The organism is Halobacteriovorax sp. HLS (genome assembly GCF_004006665.1).
Classification (GTDB): domain Bacteria; phylum Bdellovibrionota; class Bacteriovoracia; order Bacteriovoracales; family Bacteriovoracaceae; genus Halobacteriovorax.
Genome location: NZ_QOCL01000012.1, coordinates 63,425 through 83,853 on the forward strand (window position 1 = coordinate 63,425; position 20,429 = coordinate 83,853).

Here is a 20,429-nt window from a genome sequence, read left to right on the forward strand (position 1 = left end):
TCGTGAATTTATGTCGCGGGGTTTAATTTCTATGAATACTAGTAATGATTTTCCAAAAGACTTCTTTGTTCTAATCGAAGGTGATGAGTTTCGCGAAGGCAGAATTTCTGTAAACAAACTACATGATCAGTACATGGCCGAAATTGATATTGTCCAAAAAGACACACGTAAAATTTGGCGCCATGTTAAGAGTATATACTCTTGCGTCACTGAGCGAGACGCTTTGCAGGATGCCAGTTACTTACTTGGAAAATATCTAAGGGGTGAGTCAATTTAATGACTGCAATTCTAGTGTGTTGTCATCTTTTTGGCTGACACGCTGTTTAAATAATCTTGTGAAATCAGATAGTTATAATGTGGGGCCAGATTTAAAAAGTTGGCACGTGACTTGCTATATATTAAGTGTGTGTGTGTAGGAGCTACGAAGAAAGGATTTTTTCTAACTCCAAAAATGTCTCTCAAAAAAAGCCCATGATTCTATCATGGGTTTTTTTTTGTCAAAAATCTAAAAGTAATTTTCCATTAGTGACGAGACTGCTCTTGCTCCTTTTGAGGAGAGATTGTCAAAAAGAGGATTGTATTCATAGATTCCAACATAATTCCTCTCTTGGGCCAATGAAAAATACCACGAGAAAATAGATCTAATAGTATTTAGCGACAGTCCGTCGTGATTGACAGCGCTGACGGCTTCCATAGAGGAAGAGTCTATAGCATCACAGTCAAGACTTAGGATTACAGTAAATCCGTCTGGAATCACAATCTCTTTATCAAGAAAACTATTCATATTAGTGAAGTTCGAACTTTCTTTTTGAATTTGTAAGGGAGTGTAGACTTTCATACTACCCCTTTTAAGAGGCTCATAGTTTTGTTGAACATTGGCGAATTTGTGAATTCCAAGTTGATAGAGAATAACTTCGCAATTAGTCTCGTTACTAAATTGTCTAAAAGGAGTTCCAGAGTGATAGAGCTCATCAATTCTTGTATCTAAATGTGCATCAATATTAATGATACATATTTTATCATTGTCCTTTTCTATCGATTTAAGAAGAGGGTAGATATGATCATGACCTCCTCCAAGATGCCAAATATTTTTAGAGCTAAATGATTGCAAGGCCTGAGATATTTTCTGAGTATCTTCTAGTTGCTGTGCGTTAAAGTTCTCTTCACAAGTTTTACTTCTGATACTTTCAACTGAAATTGTATTTACTTTGTGAGCACACATTTTTCTTAGGTTCGCAAGAATCGACTTAGGGCCATAGTTTGATCCTCTTCTTCCTCCATTTCTAATTACGCCGTAGTCACACTCACTCAAAAGGATCAAATTCTTATTACATTGATCATTTTTTACATGAATTCTATCGGCCGATCTAGAGGCAAGTTGCGATTCAATTTTTGTAAAGATGTCTTTTTCATTTTTCATGGGGCCAATACTAGATGAAGTAAAGTTTTATGGCAAAGCTAGTTATGAAAAATAATTAAATCAATTGCTTGAGCAAATCGTTGCACGAGGCTAACATATATAAGATATGGAAAAAACATGGTTTATATTCCAAGAAGATCATCATCTTGGCCCATTTTCTACTTCTGAAATTCGAGATATGCTTGAACAAAGGAAAATTAGTCCTCACGCTCCACTTTGGCGTGAAGGTATTGATGACTGGTATCCTCTTGAGCATTATAGCGAGTTCTCTATAGAAGAAGAGGAAATTGTTTCAGAAGATCTTGAATTGCCTGAGCTTCCTGAACTCCCGCCATTGCCAATTAGTGAGGACTTAGAGCAAGAAGTTAGTAATATCCCTGTGCCAGTTCCTGAAGAAAATGATGACATTATCGAAGAGCTAGTAAGCGAAGTTGATAAGGCCGAATCAATTGACTTAATCGACCTTCCTGATTTACCGGAATTACCAGAAATTCCTGAAGTTGATGAAATTCCTGAAGTTGGGTACGAAGAGCACGTTGAAGATAGTGAGAAACTTGAAGAGCTTATTTCTGCAGAAGAGTCTGTTAAAGAAGTTATTGAAGATAAAAGCTTAACACCTGTAGAAGAGGTTTCTACTATTGAGGTAGAGCAGGAAGTTCTAGAAAAACCAGTTGTAAGCTCAAGTGAAGCTGCTAATGAAGTCAATATCGTTGATGAAGATGAGTCGCGGGAAGATATTGATCAGGGCCCTGAAGGAATCGATTGGGAAGATCTTAAGAGTTCTAAAAAAGCTCTTCTTAATAATAAGATTAAGACTTGGGCCGCAGCCATAGTTTGCTTCGTCGTTTTAAGCTCTAGCTTCCTTTACTTAAGAAGTACGTTTGATGCTAAAATAGACTTTGAAGGTCTACTGCCGTCGCAGGTCGAAAAAGTATATGATATTCGCAAACAGGACTTTTCTGAAAACTTTCAAGCTAAGATTTTTGTCTCTAAAGATAATAAGAAGTTATTTCTTGCCACCAATCTTCCTCATGAAGCTAAAGTTTATCTGACTCTAAGTTCTGTAGAGAAGAAAGTGATTGGTAACGGAGAGGTTGTTGTTACTGCTAACTCTGTGGTCAAAGGTGGAGTGGCAACTTTTTCTAAGCTAAGCCTTATTAAGGGAGAAAAGTTTCTACCTGGAGAGTATTATATAAAATTAAATACTATCCCAGTAGGTATCTCTCAGAGATTGAGTAAGTTTCTTCATCATAAACTAAAGCTATCTTTTATTGATGTTAGCAAAACATATAAGTATCGTGGTAAGGATTTTATTTTCGAAGGAACTCGTGAAGAGTTTGACTATAGACTTAAAACTTACTTTGCTAAAGAACTTGAGAATAAGAAAATTCCATACAAAGACCAATTAGAAAAATATAGAACTTTTTCTCAAATGAGTTTAAGAATTTATAAGATCTATGAAGAGGTATTAACGGCCATTCGTCGAGGAAAAGATATTGAATCTTTCGAGCTTCTCTATGCTAAAGAAGCGGGGCCAATTTTACAAAGTGTTATTTTAGATACTCATAGCTTGTTTAAGGAGTACGAATTTAAAAATGCAAGTATCTCTTCGAGTTATGAAGAAGTTCTAGAGCATGGAAAAAAGATCGGTGAGATGGCCAGTGATATGGTTACTATGACTCGAAAGCTTAAGAGGCTTAGGAGAAAAAATAGAGAAAGGCTTCTAAAGTTATTCAAAAAAAGGTCTAAGTACTTATCTGAAGAAGCTGCAACTAAGGCGAAAGAAACTAATAAGCTTATTCACTCTTTAAAACTCTAATTTATAAGCAAGTTCTTTTGGAGCTTTACTTAAGTCTTTGACCTCGATTCCTTTTGTTCCCTTTAAGGTTTTGCTTCCCCAATAGATAGGATCGTGCTCATAAATAATTGTGAGATTATTTTCTTCAATAAATTCTAAAAAAGTCACTTTATCTGTTGTAGTTACACCCGGGTTGATATCGTAACCCATTACCCATGGAATATGAATATGATTTGAAGTAGGGATTAAGTCCGCTAGGTAGATAAAGTTATCGTCATAAGGATGCATTAAGAATGGAGTATGTCCATGAGAGCATTTAAAAGAGAGCTTATTTCCATCATTGAAGATAGTACCTTCTTCTCCTGTGTGCCAAACCATTTTTCCTTGTTCTACATACCAATCTAAAATAGGGCCGAAGTTATGGGTATGAAATGATCCCGCATCTCTAAGGCTAGGGGACAGAGCATAATCGTAGTGTTGTTTATGAATGTGACAACGGGCGTTTTTAAAAATTGGAACCAGTTTACTATCTTCCATTTGAGCTATACCACCAATATGATCGAAATGTAGATGGCTAAGAATCAAGTCGGTAATATCGTCTGTCGTTAAATTAATTTTTGCTAAAGATTTTTCGAGAGGAGAGTTCTCTGTTCTTACATCAAAGCGTGAATTGAATTTATCTCCGTTGTAATCACCAATTCCAGTATCAATCAGAATTACTCGATCCTGGTCTTTAATGACAAGTAATCTAAGAGCAAGATCGATTCTATTGAGTTCATCGCTTGGATGAACCTTGTTCCACAATGGCTTTGGAATGATTCCATACATGGCTCCTCCATCCAGACGAAAATAGGCGGGTTCTAAACAGAAATACTCTCTATTGCTTTGCATAATTCAACCTTTTTTATGTAATCTATCGCTTAAACAATGATTTTGACCCTAATAACCTAAAAAATCAATCTGTTATGAAGCGTTGCTCCTAGTATGATGCGACCATCGCCTTTATTATGGGTACAATTTTAAAACAAACTCAGGAGAGATTCATGAACGTACATGAGTACCAGGCCAAAGAGCTGATGAAGAAATTTGGAATAAAAGTTCTCGGTGGTCAGGTTGCTAAGTCTGTAGATGAAGCGGTTGCAGGTGCAGAGAAACTTGGTGGAAATGTTTGGGTAGTAAAGGCTCAAATTCACGCCGGTGGTAGAGGAAAAGCTGGAGGCGTTAAGCTTGCCAAGAATATGGATGAAGTTAAGGCCCATGCCGACGACATTCTAGGTAAGACGCTAGTTACACACCAAACAGGACCAGAAGGTAAGAAAGTTCTTACGCTTTTAGTTGAAGAAGGTTGTGAAATAGAGCATGAGTACTATGCAGGTATTGTTCTTGATAGAGCGACTGGAAAAGTAACTTTTATGGCATCTAGTGAAGGTGGTGTAGAAATTGAAAAAGTTGCAGAAGAAACTCCTGAAAAAATAATCAAAGTTGCTGTTGATCCAGCTGCTGGTTTTACTCCTTTTATCGGAAGAAAGCTTGCTTACGGAATCGGTATTAAAGATAAAGACCTTGTTAAAGAAGCTACAAAATTCTTTAAAGGTCTTTATGAGTTATATATCGCTACTGATTGTACTATAGCCGAAATTAACCCAATGGTTAAAACTAAGGCCGGTGAGATTATCGCTTTAGATGCAAAGTTAAACTTTGACGATAATGCTCTTTTTAGACATCCAGAAATTGAAGCAATGAGAGATCCTACAGAAGAATCTGTTGAAGAACTTGATGCTGCTAAATACGGACTTTCTTATATTTCTCTAGATGGAAATATTGGTTGTCTAGTAAACGGTGCTGGTCTTGCGATGGGTACAATGGATATTATTAAGCTTCATGGTGGAGAGCCAGCGAACTTCCTTGATGTAGGTGGTGGAGCAACTAAAGAAACTGTTGAAAAAGCATTTTCAATTATCCTTTCAGATAAGAACGTTAAAGCTATTCTTGTAAATATCTTTGGTGGGATTATGAAGTGTGACATTATTGCTGAAGGTGTTTGTGCCGCAGCTAAGTCACTTGGTGTTTCAGTTCCTCTAGTTGTAAGACTTGAAGGTACAAACGTAGCACTTGGAAAGAAAATTCTTAATGAATCTGATTTAACTATTATTGCCGCTGACGATCTTGCAGATGCTGCGAAGAAAGTTGTTGAAGCAACTAAAGGGGATGCGTAATGGCCATTCTAATTAATAGAGATACAAAACTAATCACTGTTGGTTTTACAGGTAAGCAAGGAACTTTTCACTCTCTTCAATCTAGAGATTATGGTACTAACTTTGTTGGTGGTGTAACTCCAGGTAAGGGTGGGACGGTTCACGAAGGTTTCCCTGTATTTAATACAGTTAAAGAAGCTGTTGATAAGACTGAAGCCAATGCTGCAATGATTATGGTTCCACCTCCATTTGCTGCGGATTCAATTCTAGAATGTATCGATGCTGGAATGCCCCTTGTAATTGCGATTACAGAAGGTATTCCAATTATTGATATGGTAAAAGTTAAAGCGGCACTTAAAGAGTCGAATACAAGATTAATTGGTCCTAACTGTCCAGGTCTTATTACTCCAGGTGAGTGTAAGATTGGAATTATGCCAGGACATATTCATATGCCTGGAAAAGTTGGTGTAGTTTCTAGATCAGGGACGTTGACTTATGAAGCTGTTTTCCAATTAACTCAAAGAGATATTGGTCAATCAACTTGTGTAGGTATTGGTGGAGATCCTGTTAATGGAACTGACTTTATCGACGTTTTAAAATTATTTGAAAAAGATGCAGATACTGAAGCAGTAATTATGATCGGCGAGATCGGTGGTAGTGCAGAGACTGATGCAGCTAGATGGATTCAAAAAAATATGACAAAACCTGTTGTGAGCTTTATCGCTGGTGCTTCTGCTCCTGCTGGTAAGAGAATGGGACACGCTGGTGCAATTATCTCTGGTGGAGATGACACTGCAGAAGCGAAGTTCAGAATTCTTGAGGAATGTGGTGTGACTATTGCTAGATCACCTGCTGAACTTGGGCACAAAATGGAAGAAGTTTTAGGTAAGAAATAATTTGTTTTTAAGGAGACATAAAAATGGAAAGAACACTAAGTATTGTTAAGCCAAATGCTGTTTTAGATAACAACATCGGTAATATTATTAATAAATTCGAAAGAGAAGGGCTAAGAATTGCTGCTGCAAAATTAGTTCACCTTTCAAAAGAAAAAGCGGAAGGTTTCTATATCGAGCACAAAGATAGACCATTCTTTGGTGAGCTTGTTTCTTTCATGACTTCAGCGCCTGTTATGATTATGGCACTTGAAGGTGAAGGTGCAGTTGATAAGAATAGAGAAATCATGGGTGCAACAAACCCAGCTGAAGCAGCAGAAGGAACTCTTAGAAAGCTATATGCTAAGTCTATTGGTGAAAATGCTGTTCACGGTTCAGATTCTCAAGCTTCTGCTGACAGAGAAATTAATTACTTCTTTGACAAGAACGAAGTTTTAACTAGATTCTAGTCTCAAGATTTATATAGTTATATAAAAGGTGCTATTTATAGCACCTTTTTTTATTTCACCACGTAAAAAACTCAAGTTTCAACCTCAAGAAAAACATATTTTAATCGCTTCGCCTCTCTAATTTTATTTAAGATTCCGAATATATAAGTAATGATTACTATATTCTTAATACTTCTTATAGGACACGCCATAGGCGATAACTCTTTTACTGTAAAAGAGGAAGTGGCCTTTATTCCGGCCACAGAGTACTTATTAGGAAAGAAAATCTTTGAAGACCGATCTTTGTCGAGTGATAAGTCTATTTCATGTAATAGTTGTCACGATTTATCTAATTATGGTGTTGATGGAAAGAGGTTTTCCAAAGGTCCAAACTCGAGTGAGAATTATATCAATACTCCTTCGATATACCATTTATCACAAACTAATTATTTCTTTACCGATGGTCGTGAAACAACTTTATCAGGGGCGATTTCATCTGAGATAGAAAACTATCAGCGAATGAATTCAACTTGGGAAGAATTTCTAGATAAAATGAAAAGTAATCAGTCTTACGAAGAATCTTTTAGAAATATCTACGGACAGAAAATTACAAAAGAGTTAGTTTTGCACGTGTTAGAAGGATTTCTTATGTCTCTAGATCTGGGGAGGTCTAAGTTTGATGAGCACCTAATTGATAAGGTTAAGCTAAGTAAAGAAGAGCTCAATGGACTAAGTAGATTTAAAGAGTTGGGATGTATCCACTGTCACAATGGAGTTAATCTTGGTGCGAATAATTTTTCTTCGAGAGGTGTATTTATGGAATATCTGGACTCTCGCTCTAAGGTTATAAAAAACCATGAATACGGACGTTATAATGCCACCAGAAAGGAAGAGGATAAGTACCTCTTTAAAGTTCCGTCACTACGTAATATTGAATATACATCTCCTTATTTCTACTTTGGAAATATTGATAGTCTTTATGAAGCTATAGCCCTCAAGATAAAGGCGCATAATGGAATAGAACCATCAGACAAAGATATAAATGCCATTATAATTTTCTTAAGAACTCTAAGTTCAAAGAAGAAGGTAGATCATGAAAAGTAAATATAAGAAAATACTATTACTTATTTCGATTTTCTTTGTCATAGGAAATATTTTCGTTTTTAGACTTAAGGCCAGTGATCATAATTCGGATCGACTTAATTTCTTAGCAAATGAGTCTCGCTTGAGTATATCTAAACTTAAGAATGAATCTTTAGCAATTATGTACTTAGAAAAAAATAACTTCGATGACATTTCAATCTTACAAAAGAAATTTGATTCTAAGATTAATGAATTGCTAAATTTAATTGCGAATGAGTCAACACATGCAGGTCTTTACGATCAAATGACTATGTTAGAGGAAAGTTTAAAAGATTTTAAAGAAGGAGTGAGCTTATTTAAAACTAATATCTCTAATATGCGAGTTAGTGAAACATACTTAACTAAAATATTGTTAAAAGACCTAGAAGTGAATTTAGAACTCGTAAGATTGATTAGAGTCGTTCTATATTCAAAAGTGGAGTCAATAACAACAATAGAAAAATTTAAAGAGCAAATTAGAATGAACGCTAAAGAACTAGACTCAGTAGAATATAAAAAGCTCTTGATTACAATTGATCATATTGACCAATATACAAAACATAGAAGAAATGTCCTATCTTCGCTTAATCAATTACTAGATACGCCTATTGAGAGCAATTTAGATGATATAGCTCTACTTTACAATAAATATGAAGTTGTTCTTGGAAAAGGTCTTACTTCAATATTGAAGATAAGCATAGCTTTGAATGCTGCTTTTTCACTACTTATATTCTATGTACTGATGAGGCTAAAGTCAGCTCGAACTCATAATCAAATGAAATCGAGTACCTCGGCAACAAGTGTTAATGAGATGACAACTATTTTTAGCTCCTTCAGTCATAGAGTTAAGAATCCAATGAATGGAATTTTAGGGATGATGTCATTATTAAAAGGAACAGAGCTAAGTGAAGAGCAATCTCAATATATCGATGGAATCGAATACTCATCTAACTATCTATCAAGATTGTTACACGATCTCGTAGAGTACTCAAGGTTGAAGTCAGCAGAGGCTAAAGTTAATTTTAAAACAACTGACTTTCTTAAAAAGAGTGAACAGTTGTTAAGTCCATGGAGAATAAAGGCGTCACAGAAAGGATTAAAGTTCATCGTTAAATCTAGTTCAGATTTCCCTGAAAAAGTATTCTTAGATTACGACAAGATTAGAATGGTTTGTGAGAACCTTATTGATAACGCTATAAAGTTTACTGATCAAGGTTCCATAAAAGTAACGATTGATTTTAATAAGATGGGTGAAGGACATGGGAAATTATCTATTATCATAAGTGATTCAGGTAAGGGATTAGATGAATATGAAGTTGAAAAACTAGTCCATAATAGTAATGTGAATAATAATAGTGAAGTAGATAACCACACAGGTTTAGGGCTAGCTATTTGTTATGAAATGATGAAACTTATGGGTGGTGATCTACTTGTCAGAAAGAGTGATCAAGGTGGAACTTGTATGCAAATAGAGTTGCAGGTTCAAATTGATAACTCTGTTTCTAAGGCAAAGTCAGCAAATACCACTAGCGTAAATTTAGAACATTATAAAATTTTGGTTGCTGAAGACGAGAAGATTAATCAAAAGGTTATCTATGGCCTTTTGAGCAAACTAAACCAAGATGTGACTATTGTAGAAAATGGTAGAGAGCTTATTGATGAATATAAACCAAATTACTACGACTTAATCTTTGTTGATATGATGATGCCGGAAGTAGATGGCCTAGAAGCTACTAGAGTATTAGTTGATAAGTTTGGTGAGAATCTCCCTCCAATAATTGCTCTAAGTGGTAATGAAAAGGACAAGTATTTAAATAAATGTCTCGAAGTCGGCATGGTTGACTTCATCAGTAAACCAATTAAGAAGGCCGATTTAAAAAATATCCTGATAAAGTATTGTAAGAAGGGCAGTAGGGAAAAAGTTGCTTGAATTTGTTAAGCTAATCTTGAAGTGAGTTTTATTAGGCGTTCTTTATAATTGATTTATGTTAATAAAAGTAAAGAAAGTCTATAAAAAATTTTTAAAAGAAGTTCATGAAGTTTATAGAACTCTTAGAAAGTCACAGAAAAGCCTGACTCCATTATGGTTGTCTTCAATGGCCATAAACTTTTCCGCACTAGCATTACCTCTTACAATGCTACAGGCCTATGATCGAATCCTACCGTATCATGGAGTAGGTACCTTACAATCATTAACCTTATTAATGGTCCTAATACTATGTTTAGAGTTCTTTTTAAAATACCTGCGATCGTACCTGACAGCTTGGGGAGGTAGTGTTTTTGAGCATAACTCAACTGTAGACTCTATGAATAAAATAATTCACTGCGACCTTGAAGAGTTTGAATCTTACGGTAGTAAAGAAATTCAAAATAAGTTTAATGAAATATCTAAGCTAAGAACATTTTTTAGCGGACAAGCTTTGACTACAATTGTTGATTTTCCATTTATCTTTGTATTTTTGTTTGTTATTTATCTTATTGGTGAGTCCCTTGTTATAATTCCAATTTTCTTTTTTCTATTAATTACTTATCTTGCTATTTTGATGGGAAAGAAAATTCGTATAGAGATGAAGGAAAAGTCGATAAGAGAGACAAAGATATTTAAGAATATCCTTGAGTCCTTTGACACAATCGAAGCAATTAAATGTAGTGGCCTAGAGAGTGAATTTAAAAAGAAGCATGAGTACCTTTTAGTTGATAATTTAAGCTCTAGCTATCAGGCACTCTTTTTCAATGGTCTTGCCTTCAATTTTGGTTTTGTCTTTAGTCAATTAATGACTATGGGAGTCTTAGGATTTGGTGCCTATAAAATTATCCATGGAGAATTAGGTGTCGGTGGTCTTGCAGCTTGTACAATACTTTCTGGAAGAATTATGCAACCAGTTCAAAAAATACTAGGTCTGTGGACTAGATTCCAAGGGTTAAATGTATCTTTTAAAAACTTAAAAGATATAAATAACTTGAGAACAGTTAAGCGAAAAAGATATGAGAATATTCCTATTCTGGGAAATGTGGAATTTAAAAATGTAGATCTCGAGTTCAATGATAGGCCATTGTTGAAGAATTTTAGTAGTTTTTTCGATGTTGGAGATATTGTTTACTTTAAGTGTTCTAATAATATAACTTCTTCACGAATTTGTGATGTTTTACTGGGAATTAGTGAAGTTGACTCAGGCGAAGTACTAATTGACCAAACTAATCCATATAATGTAGAAAATGCTTTTCACAAAGAGCATATCTCATATTTGTCTGCAAATAATTCATTGTTTAAGGGATCAATCCTTGAAAATGTTTCTGCCTTTGGGTCAATTAGTAAAGACCTTGCATTGGATAGTTGTACTCAGTTAGGATTAGACGATTTAATCTCTACATTGCCAATGGGATATGCAACCAAGCTTGAGAGCCTGGGATGTGATCCCATTAGTCCTGGGATAAAGCAGAAAGTCATGCTTTCAAGGGCCCTTGCTTCTCACGCAAAAATTCTAGTTTTTGATAATGCCGATATCGGTCTAGATCGTACAGGTTACAATAAGTTGTTTTCAATACTTGGTAAGAAAAGTACAGACAACTGTATTTTTATATTTAGTGATGATCATAACTTCACTTTCTTATCAAATATCACTGTGAATATTCTTGATGATGGCAAGTGGGAGATTGTTAAGACTAAACGCAAATTTGTACCTATTAACAAATTTCCTTCTAAGATAACGGATTATTATGAGCACATTATTTAATTATTTCCGTTACGGGAGTGACTTTTTCAGTTTTCTTGGTGTTGATGACGAGGAAGTTGTTTGTAGTAGTTATTCTAATTGTATTAGTCCTTTACTCTTCTATTTAGGTTGGAGAGGTGACAAACGATTGTTAATCGATTTATTACCTCGTGAGCATCAAAATCTTAGTGATGTTCAGATTATAAATTTATTCTTTGATTTAGGATATAGTGTCTCTGAGTTTGAAGTAGATCTTTTCTATTTTGAAGGAAAGCAAGTTCCAGCATTGTTTATTCCTCATGATGATGAGAATCGTCCTCTTGTTATTATAGAAAAAAGGAAAGACAAGTGGAAGGTTTTTGATAGTAAAATTCAAGACATTATCGATTTACCAGCTAGTCGTAATACTTATGGAAGAATATTGCTATTCAGTGAAGATAAAGATAGTGAACAAGCTAGTGCTGACTCTTTGACTAACGAAAAATTCTTTCCTCGATGGATGAATCATATAATATTTCGACATGAGTATAAATGGTACTTAGTTATACTCTATACTTTCTTTATAAATTTATCGACGATAACAACTCCAATTTTTGTTATGGTTATCTATGACAAGGTTGTTGGGTCTAAAGATCTCTTGACCTTGAAAGGAATTATTCTAGGATTATTTCTATCTGTAGTATTTGAGGCTATTTTTAGATATTTAAGATTGAAGGTTCTGTGTTGGATTGCTGTTCGTATGGATTTTCAAATTTCGAAGGCCTTATATTCGAAACTTATCCATTTTCCCTATTTACATTTAGAAGGTTCTAAAACTTCTACTCACGTTAATAGAACAAATCTATTTGAATCTATAAAAGAATTTATAGTTTCTCCTCCAGGTCAAATGTTGTTAGATATACCTGCAATTATATTGTACTTATTAGTGATTTGGATTCTTGCAGGTCGATTAGTCTTAGTGCCTATAGGACTTATATTTATTTATACGATACTTATTTTCTTTGTAAGAGAGAAACAAGTATTTATCAACGAGCAAGGTGGAAATTTTAATAGCAAGAGAACTGATATAATTGAGGAGATTATTTATCAAGTAAAGAACCTAAGAAAGTCTGGCCTAAGTGATATTTGGTCATTGAGGTTAGAGAATATTTCTGGAAATTCCTCTTTTTATAAATTCAAAACTTCGTTATTTGTATCTAATATCGAAAATATTTGTTATTTCCTCTCAATGCTTGCTGGACTAGTTACTCTTGTCCTTGGAGTTACACTCGTATGGGAAGAGGTTCTCACTATTGGAGGGCTAATAGGTACAATGATGCTTATTTGGCGAGTGATCTCTCCTTTACAATCCTTTGCCACAACATCAGGTCGCTTTTTTGAAATGAATAATACGATGAAACGAATTCATAAGATACTGACTTATGAAACTGAATCTGATCCTACCATGGTTCAAATTGCACATACTCCTAATGACGGATCTATAAGTTTTAAAAATGTTGGTCTTAAATTTCAAGGTAGTAAAGATTCAATTCTTAGTGGTTTTACTATGGAGGTGAAATCTGGTGACTTTGTCACGCTAAGTGGTGCCAGTGGCAGTGGAAAGACATCTGTCTTAAAACTTATCAATTCCGTCTATATTGCTCAGATGGGGAGCATTTCGATTGGTGGTATTAATCAAAAGCAAATGAATGAAGTTTTACTACGAAGATCTATTGGTTATATAGGGGAAGAGTATAAAATATTTGAAGGTACATTAAGAGAAAATCTCAAGGTTATTAATCCTAGTGCCACTGATAAAGACATTATTCAATGCTTGGTTGAATCTGGAGCTTGGAAGAATATCTCTAAGTTTGATAAGGGGCTTGATTTTCAACTTTCTGCAAATGACTCATCCTTACCAATGTCGCTCAAGTACCAAATTTGTTTAGCTAGAGAGTTACTAAAAAAATCTAAGATTATTCTATTAGACCAACTTGATAACTCTTTATTTTCGTCAGATTGTATTGATGATCTTACTCGTATTATTGATAAGAATAGAGGGAAAGTGACGATTGTTCTTGTTACTAATAGAAATGATTTAATTAGTAAGTCAGATATGTTCATAGCCTTGCTAGGTGCAGGCCAAGCGGTAGCAGGTCCACCAAAAGATCTTATAAAGGCATTAAAGAAAAATGGGATAAGTCTAATATGAAGAAGAAAGTTATTAAATACTTTGAGTCTATATTTTTTGAGTTCTTTACAAAAAGTAGTCGAGACGAGCAACTCAAGTCTCTTTCAAAGTCTAATCTACTCAAAGAAAGCTCTCCACCATTTATTATTAGCTTTTCGATTTACATAATTTGCCTTGGCTTCTTTATTCTTTTGATGTGGGCAGGACTCACTGATGTTAAGGAGGTCGTTAGGGCAGAGGGACGAGTTGTTCCAGTTGGTGAGATTAAGAAAGTCCAACATCTTGAAGGTGGAATAATTAAAGAAATTCTTGTTCGTGATGGAGATAGGGTTAAAGAAGGTCAAGTTTTAATCGTATTGATGAATAACTCAGCTTATGCTGATCTTGATAGGTTCAACCATAATGCAGCATCTATATCTATGGATATTGAACGAATTAGTTCTTTTCTTGGGAATAGAGAGCCTAATTTTAGAAAACTTTCATCCTTTGATGAAGAAAAGATCAAAGAACAAGAGAGCTTATTCAGTGCTATGAGAAAGAGCTATCTTGACGAAGTAAATGTACTAAGAAAGCAGCTTGAGCAAAAGAACGACTTTATTAATGTTTTAAGAAATAAGCAGGAAAATACTTTAAAGTCCTATAGAGTCTCTAAAGAATATTATCTTCATCTGGAAAGCCTTTATAAAAAGAGACTTGTTTCTAAATCAGATTATTTATCTGCCAAAAAGGAAAAGTTAAATCATTGGGGAAGATACTCTGATCTAAAAACTGAACTTGTACAGGCCGAGAACTCTGCTGAAGAATTTCGCTCTAGACTTTCGTCCTTAGAGTTATCTACTAGGGAAGAGATGCTACAAAAGTTAGATCAACTAAGACGTGATGAAAGTGAAAATAGTAAGAATATCAGTAAACTCAGTGCTCTTATTGAAAGACTGTATATCAGAAGTCCCGTGTCTGGACATGTAAAAGGAAGTCAGGCCAGTACTTTAGGTTCTGTTGTTGTTCCTGGCCGTACTATTTTAGAGATTGTCCCAAGTAATACACCACTAGAAGTGCAGTTGAAGGTTTCTCCAAAAGATATTGGCCATGTTAGTGTTGGTTCGAAAGGACTAGTTAAAATATCTGCTTTCGATTTTTCTCGCTTTGGATCTGTTGATACTCTTGTAAGTTCTGTATCTGCATCTTCTTTCGATGATGATAAATTTGGAATTCATTATCAGGTAAAGATGAAATTGTTGAAAAAGTATGTCGGAACAAACCCTCATGTAAATATCGTTCAACCCGGAATGACTGTCGAGGGATCAATCTTCGTAGGGGAGAAGACAATTCTGCAATATTTATTGAAACCAATACATAACTCTTTAGCGACTGCATTTACGGAGAAGTGATGAGAAAGATTTTATTAATTGAAGATGATGACGAAATTGTTGAGCTAATTAGAAGTATTTTAAAAAATGAACTCGTAGAAATTATTCATGTCAATGATGGAAGTGAGGGACTTGAAACAATTTTAGAACAGCACGATAATTTAGACCTTGTCATTGTCGATCGTGTTCTTCCTGGTCTCGATGGTATTGAGCTATTGAAGAAAGTTAGACTTAGTAATAAAAATATACAAACGCCTATTGTTATGTCTACTTCCTCTGCTAAAGATGATCAGGTCTCCCAAGGAATTCAAGCAGGCGCTTTTTATTATTTAATAAAGCCTTTACGTAAGAAAAGTTTCTTAACGGTCGTAAATAGAGCATTTAATCACATCGACAATATTAGGAGTGGACATAAGTATTACTCATCATTTAGAAGTGGTTTATCGTATTTTACAAATGCACAAGCGAAGATAAAGTCTCATCGTAATGTTTTAGATTTATCCTTTTCACTTTCTTTTTTATTTGATGATGCTCCTAGCGCATTTCGTGGAATTTATGAGTTACTACTTAACTCTGTGGAGCATGGTTTATATAAGCTTGGTAGTGGTAAAAGTAAACTCGTAGATCAAAATAAGTATAACGACTTTCTTGAACAGTCAGAAAATTCAACCCCCTTAGAAGTTAATGTGTCTGTCTCAAGAGAAGGGGATACAACAAAAATTACAATTGATGATCCTGGGGAGGGTTTTGCTTGGGAGAATTACTTAACATTAGATCCTGCAAGTTCGAACTCTTCTAGTGGGCGAGGAATTGCTTATGCTACCCAAGTCTGTTTTGATGAAATTACTTTTAATAAGAAAGGAAATCAGGTCACTGCAGTAATGAGAAACTCAGGTACTAAAATATGAAATTGTTAATATATTTTAACAATTGAACGAGAATTTAGGTGTTTATATATCTCTAGATTCATACTTCATAACAACTTACTTGATATTATTAAAAAAACTTAATTAGGTGATATATATGGCAAAAGATGAGGAACTACTTAAAACAAAAGAGCTGACTCTTGATGAACTTGAGTTTAATTCTTCTGATACTTCAATATCACCATTAGATAATAGTGCTCCATCTAATATTTTTGGAAAAAGCTCCGGTGTTATTGATGATGTTGGAGGAATATCAAATTTTAATGTTGGTTCTGATATTGCAAAAAAACAGAGTGGTTTTACTTCGCAGGATTCGGCCATTCAAAATTCAATTAGTTCTAACGAAATAGAGTCTGAGCTTGAAAGTTATATTTTTAACGAAATCGCTGGCCTTGATAATGCTCCTTTGACTGATCAACAAAGAAGTTTTCTTTTGAGTTTAAATCAAGATCAACGTGAACTTCTTATAAATCAAGTATATGAAAATAATTCAGACATAGAAAATTTACTTCCAAGGGAAGAGTTGAGTCTTTTTGATGAGTTTTCATCTGCTGATGATAATATAGGCCTTAGGCAAAAGGCAGCTCCAGATCAACGGCAAAGTACTAGTACTAATTTAGATAATACAGCGGATTCGATATCAACTGGTGGCAATGCTCCTAATGGCCCAGTTGATGATCAATTAGCAGAAAAAGTTATAGTTGATGATATAGACTTATCACTTTTAGAAGATGGAAGTGTAAGATTAAATTTTAATATTAATATTATTGATAATGATGGTTCTGAAGTTCAGACATATATAATCAAGGATATCCCTCAAGGATCTACATTTAATGTAGGGACTAAGTTAGATTCTGGTAGCTGGTCTTTTTCTGCTGAGGAAATTAATTCATTAGTTTTTACACCTGCGCAGAACTTCTCAGGAAATATAGATTTAACTTTACAAACAATTAATACGGAATTGTCTTCTGGGGATACTTCAGTTACTTATTCTTCAATACACTTTGATGTTGTTGCTGTTGCTGATTCCCCAACAGTGAATGTACGAAATATTACTGGTGATGAAGATGGATGGATAAATTTAGACTTGTCTGCTTCTTTAAATGATAATGATGGTTCTGAGTCTCTAACGTTACTTTTGGAAAATGTTCCAAATGGAAGTATTCTAACTAAAGGAGTTTATCTAGGGGATGGCTCTTGGGAGATTGCTAGTTCTGATTTAGATAGTATCATGCTCTTACCTCCTGAGAACTATAGTGGACAAACAGAGCTAAATCTCGTTGCAATTTCAACGGAAAGTTCTAACGGTGATTCCTCTAAAGTTATTAAGAGCTTTGCTCTTGATGTAAATAGTGTCGTTGATGGTGCCAACCTCTTCGTTGAAAATGCTTCAGGACTTGAAGATACGGCCATTGCTTTAAATATTGATGCAGTTGCTATTGATCAAGATGGCAGTGAGACATTGGAAGTTATCATCAGTGGTGTTCCAAGTGAAGCGACTCTTTCAAATGGTTCACGAAACGATGATGGAACTTGGACTTTAACTGGTGATGAACTAGATGGATTAACAATCACACCTGCACCAAATGATAGCACTGATATTCAGCTTCAGGTGAGTGCTACAACAACTGAGCTTGATTCGGGAGATTCAAAAACGACCACTGTTGATTTAGATATTGATATTACAGGTGTGGCCGATGCTCCAGTTGTAAGAGTTGAAAACGCTGCAGGTAATGAAGATACTTGGATTCAACTAGATATTAAAGGTGATTTAGTTGATACTGATGGCAGTGAAACACTTTCATTTACCATTACAAATGTTCCAGATGGGGCGCAATTTTCACCTGCTGGTATTCGTAATGATGATGGAAGCTGGACTTTTACCGAAGCACAGGCCGAAGTTCTTTGTATTAAAGGGCCAGCAAATAGTAGTGATGATTTTACCCTTAAAATTAGTGCAGTCGTTACAGAAAATGATGGAGACCAATATGTCTCAGAAAATTATGATCTAAATGTTGATTTACATGGTGTCTCTGATGGTGCCAACCTCTCTGTTGAAAATGCTTCAGGACTTGAAGATACTGCAATTGCTTTAAATATTGAAGCATCCCTGATTGATTTAGATGGTAGTGAGTCTCTATCTATTATTATCGAAAATGTTCCAGAAGGTGCATTCTTAAATAATGGGACTCGAAATGAGAATGGACAATGGGTTTTAAGTGCAGATGATCTTAATGGACTTACAATTACACCAAATGCAAATGATGATTCAGATTTTACTCTCAATATCTCTGCTGTTGCTGAAGATGGTCTTTCATCTGATACAAATCTCAAGTCCATTGATGTCATAGTTGATCCTGTTGCTGATACTCCAATTTTAATAGTGGATGATGCCCAGGGAAAGGCCACAGAAAGTATCGATATCGATATTATGGCAAGTCTGACAGATCTCGATGGCAGTGAGAATCTAACCGTTACTATTTCAGGAGTACCTCAAGGTCATATTTTCAATAATGGAATAAATAATAATGATGGTACATGGTCTTTTCAAGAGGGGGAGCTTGACAACCTTAGCGTTCAGTCATCTGAAGAATCATTTGGTGATTTCACATATACAGTTACTGCCACAGCAACAGATGGGGATGATCAAGTATCTATAACAGATTCACTAAATATAACAATTGATAAACCTATAGAAAATGAAGGTGCTGAAATAAGTGCCACTGATGTCTCTGGAGTTGAAGATCGGTGGATGAAGTTAAAGTTTGACTTGGATGTTTTAGATACAGATGGAAATGAGAGTACGACACTCTACTTAGAAGGTGTTCCTGAAGGCTCTAGGATGAAAGGTGCTAGAGATTTGGGTGATGGCGTATGGGAAGTGACTACCAATAATTTAAAGTCATTAAAATTGAAAGCACCTGCTAATGATAACTCAGACTTTGAACTTGATCTTGTCGCAAGAACAACAAATTCTGAGACCAACGAAGTTACTGAAGTCAGAGAAAGCTTTAATGTCGATGTTGAAGGTAGAGTAGATAATGTAAGACTGCAAAGTAATAGGTTCTCTGGCAGTGAGGATACTGCTATTGATCTAGACTTTGACTTCAATTTTAAGGATTCTGATGGCTCAGAAAGTATAGATAGTATTGTATTTTCCAAAGTTCCAGATGGTGCGACTTTCTCAAGTGGCCAATCAATTGGCAAAGGAAAGTGGATTGTTAATTCAGATGAACTTGATGGACTTTCAATAACACCTGCTGAAAATAGTTCGAAAAACTTCAATATGAAAATGGTTTATACTGTGTCGGAAAACGATGGTGCAACTAGAAATTTTACTAGGTCAGTATCAATAAATGTGGATGGAGTTTCTGATAATGTGTCCATATCTAATGAAGAAGTTTTTGGCCTAGAAGGAGAGGCCGTTAAGTTAGAACTTGATTTTGTTATGAATGATAATGATGGCTCAGAGTCAATTCGCTCCGTTATTTTTGATGATCTACCTGATGGAAGCTATTTGAGTAGTGGAACCTTAAACGATGATGGAAGTTGGACTGTGCCAGTCAATAAACTTAATGACCTTAAAATGATTAATGATGAAGACCTTTCTGGTGACTTTGATTTAAGTCTATCTATTGTTTCCGGTGAAAAAAATGGTGGAGCTGATCTTACGATTAGTGAAGTCCCATTATCTGTTCATATTGAGGGAGTTGCTGATGCCCCTTATCTGGAAGCAACAGATATAACTGTGGAAGGAACAGGGGAGGTTAGTTTAGATATAAGCTCAAGTCTTTCAGATTTAGACGGCAGTGAATCACTCAGCATTATTATCAGTGGGGTTCCTGAAACGAGTACATTGAATAAGGGAACACTTCTAGAGGATGGTAATTGGCAACTAAATGAGTCTGAACTTGAAGGATTATCTCTAAATCTTAATGGTGAAAATGAAGAAGACTTTAGTCTTAATGTTGAGGCAATTGCAACAGAGAGTAATGGAGATATGGCAAGTACTTCTGTAGAGATAGAAGTCACTGTTGATCAATCTGAGCTTGAACAGTTTTGCGTGGCCGGTAATGGGCGTTTTTCAAATATGTTTAAGGGAATGAAAGACTTTCAAAATACAGATGATAGCTTTGATAACTTCTTACAGAACTTTGATCATGATAATGCAAACCATGGAAATGTATTTGACCATAATAACAATTCTGATAATGGTAACCATCATGGTTTTGATAACGGTCATGCTCATGGACATGATAAAGATGATCACGACAATAATGGAAAGGGGCATGGCAAGGGCCATGATAAGCACGAAGATCAAAGCTGTGATGATCAGCATAACGATTATAACGATAGTGACGGAAGCAACAACGTCGCGTAGTAATTTTTTAGTCAAG

The 20,429-nt window shown here is 35.1% G+C and carries 14 protein-coding genes; 12 read left to right on the forward strand and 2 right to left on the reverse strand.

Annotation, left to right across the window (positions count from 1 at the left end; all coding sequences use genetic code 11):
• Positions 1 to 31 precede the first annotated feature (31 nt).
• The gene (locus DPQ89_RS12720; RefSeq protein ID WP_127717401.1) at positions 32 to 277 is read left to right on the forward strand and encodes a hypothetical protein; all 246 of its coding nucleotides are present in this window, start codon (positions 32 to 34) and stop codon (positions 275 to 277) included.
• A gap of 228 nt (positions 278 to 505) precedes the next feature.
• On the opposite strand, the gene DPQ89_RS12725 is transcribed toward DPQ89_RS12720, so the two are convergent.
• Positions 506 to 1,420: an arginase family protein gene (locus tag DPQ89_RS12725; protein ID WP_127717402.1), complete on the reverse strand. Its 915-nt coding sequence runs from the start codon at positions 1,418 to 1,420 to the stop codon at positions 506 to 508.
• A 106-nt stretch (positions 1,421 to 1,526) separates the two neighbouring features.
• Between DPQ89_RS12725 and DPQ89_RS12730 the strand changes: the two genes are divergently transcribed.
• Positions 1,527 to 3,239, forward strand: a complete 1,713-nt coding sequence (locus tag DPQ89_RS12730; RefSeq protein WP_127717403.1) for a DUF4339 domain-containing protein — start codon at positions 1,527 to 1,529, stop codon at positions 3,237 to 3,239.
• Here DPQ89_RS12730 and DPQ89_RS12735 read toward each other — a convergent pair.
• A complete protein-coding gene (locus tag DPQ89_RS12735; protein ID WP_164848390.1) occupies positions 3,228 to 4,046 on the reverse strand; it encodes an MBL fold metallo-hydrolase in 819 nt (272 codons plus the stop codon). The genes DPQ89_RS12730 and DPQ89_RS12735 overlap by 12 nt on opposite strands.
• 215 nt (positions 4,047 to 4,261) lie before the next feature.
• On the opposite strand from DPQ89_RS12735, the gene sucC reads away from it, so the two are divergent.
• The 10 genes from sucC (at position 4,262) to DPQ89_RS12785 (ending at position 20,413) form a co-directional block, all read left to right on the forward strand.
• The gene (gene sucC, locus DPQ89_RS12740) at positions 4,262 to 5,434 is read left to right on the forward strand and encodes an ADP-forming succinate--CoA ligase subunit beta (RefSeq protein ID WP_127717405.1); all 1,173 of its coding nucleotides are present in this window, start codon (positions 4,262 to 4,264) and stop codon (positions 5,432 to 5,434) included.
• Positions 5,434 to 6,309: a succinate--CoA ligase subunit alpha gene (sucD, locus tag DPQ89_RS12745; RefSeq protein ID WP_127717406.1), complete on the forward strand. Its 876-nt coding sequence runs from the start codon at positions 5,434 to 5,436 to the stop codon at positions 6,307 to 6,309. Before sucC ends, sucD begins: the two co-directional genes overlap by 1 nt.
• Positions 6,310 to 6,326: 17 nt before the next feature.
• Complete coding sequence (gene ndk / locus DPQ89_RS12750; RefSeq protein WP_127717407.1) at positions 6,327 to 6,755, forward strand: nucleoside-diphosphate kinase; 429 nt, start codon at positions 6,327 to 6,329, stop codon at positions 6,753 to 6,755.
• A gap of 150 nt (positions 6,756 to 6,905) precedes the next feature.
• Entirely contained in the window at positions 6,906 to 7,838 is a 933-nt protein-coding gene (locus DPQ89_RS12755) for a cytochrome-c peroxidase (protein WP_127717408.1), read from the forward strand.
• Positions 7,828 to 9,786, forward strand: a complete 1,959-nt coding sequence (locus tag DPQ89_RS12760; RefSeq protein WP_127717409.1) for a response regulator — start codon at positions 7,828 to 7,830, stop codon at positions 9,784 to 9,786. Before DPQ89_RS12755 ends, DPQ89_RS12760 begins: the two co-directional genes overlap by 11 nt.
• Positions 9,787 to 9,841: 55 nt before the next feature.
• Positions 9,842 to 11,590, forward strand: a complete 1,749-nt coding sequence (locus tag DPQ89_RS12765; RefSeq protein WP_127717410.1) for an ABC transporter transmembrane domain-containing protein — start codon at positions 9,842 to 9,844, stop codon at positions 11,588 to 11,590.
• On the forward strand, positions 11,574 to 13,760 hold the full coding sequence (locus DPQ89_RS12770) for a peptidase domain-containing ABC transporter (protein ID WP_127717411.1): 2,187 nt from the start codon (positions 11,574 to 11,576) through the stop codon (positions 13,758 to 13,760). The genes DPQ89_RS12765 and DPQ89_RS12770 overlap by 17 nt, the downstream gene beginning before the upstream one ends.
• Positions 13,757 to 15,127, forward strand: a complete 1,371-nt coding sequence (locus DPQ89_RS12775) for an HlyD family type I secretion periplasmic adaptor subunit (RefSeq protein ID WP_127717412.1) — start codon at positions 13,757 to 13,759, stop codon at positions 15,125 to 15,127. Before DPQ89_RS12770 ends, DPQ89_RS12775 begins: the two co-directional genes overlap by 4 nt.
• The gene (locus tag DPQ89_RS12780; RefSeq protein ID WP_127717413.1) at positions 15,127 to 16,014 is read left to right on the forward strand and encodes a response regulator; all 888 of its coding nucleotides are present in this window, start codon (positions 15,127 to 15,129) and stop codon (positions 16,012 to 16,014) included. Before DPQ89_RS12775 ends, DPQ89_RS12780 begins: the two co-directional genes overlap by 1 nt.
• Positions 16,015 to 16,129: 115 nt before the next feature.
• A complete protein-coding gene (locus DPQ89_RS12785) occupies positions 16,130 to 20,413 on the forward strand; it encodes a hypothetical protein (RefSeq protein WP_127717414.1) in 4,284 nt (1,427 codons plus the stop codon).
• The last annotated feature ends 16 nt before the right edge of the window (positions 20,414 to 20,429 follow it).

Excerpts from the sequence above, each read along its gene's own strand:
- DPQ89_RS12720 (WP_127717401.1), top strand. The coding sequence starts at position 32 with ATGAATACTAGTAATGATTTTCCAAAAGACTTCTTTGTTCTAATCGAA.
- DPQ89_RS12725 (WP_127717402.1), bottom strand. The coding sequence starts at position 1,420 with ATGAAAAATGAAAAAGACATCTTTACAAAAATTGAATCGCAACTTGCC.
- DPQ89_RS12730 (WP_127717403.1), top strand. The coding sequence starts at position 1,527 with ATGGAAAAAACATGGTTTATATTCCAAGAAGATCATCATCTTGGCCCA.
- DPQ89_RS12735 (WP_164848390.1), bottom strand. The coding sequence starts at position 4,046 with ATGTATGGAATCATTCCAAAGCCATTGTGGAACAAGGTTCATCCAAGC.
- sucC (WP_127717405.1), top strand. The coding sequence starts at position 4,262 with ATGAACGTACATGAGTACCAGGCCAAAGAGCTGATGAAGAAATTTGGA.
- sucD (WP_127717406.1), top strand. The coding sequence starts at position 5,434 with ATGGCCATTCTAATTAATAGAGATACAAAACTAATCACTGTTGGTTTT.
- DPQ89_RS12755 (WP_127717408.1), top strand. The coding sequence starts at position 6,906 with ATGATTACTATATTCTTAATACTTCTTATAGGACACGCCATAGGCGAT.
- DPQ89_RS12760 (WP_127717409.1), top strand. The coding sequence starts at position 7,828 with ATGAAAAGTAAATATAAGAAAATACTATTACTTATTTCGATTTTCTTT.
- DPQ89_RS12765 (WP_127717410.1), top strand. The coding sequence starts at position 9,842 with ATGTTAATAAAAGTAAAGAAAGTCTATAAAAAATTTTTAAAAGAAGTT.
- DPQ89_RS12770 (WP_127717411.1), top strand. The coding sequence starts at position 11,574 with ATGAGCACATTATTTAATTATTTCCGTTACGGGAGTGACTTTTTCAGT.
- DPQ89_RS12775 (WP_127717412.1), top strand. The coding sequence starts at position 13,757 with ATGAAGAAGAAAGTTATTAAATACTTTGAGTCTATATTTTTTGAGTTC.
- DPQ89_RS12780 (WP_127717413.1), top strand. The coding sequence starts at position 15,127 with ATGAGAAAGATTTTATTAATTGAAGATGATGACGAAATTGTTGAGCTA.
- DPQ89_RS12785 (WP_127717414.1), top strand. The coding sequence starts at position 16,130 with ATGGCAAAAGATGAGGAACTACTTAAAACAAAAGAGCTGACTCTTGAT.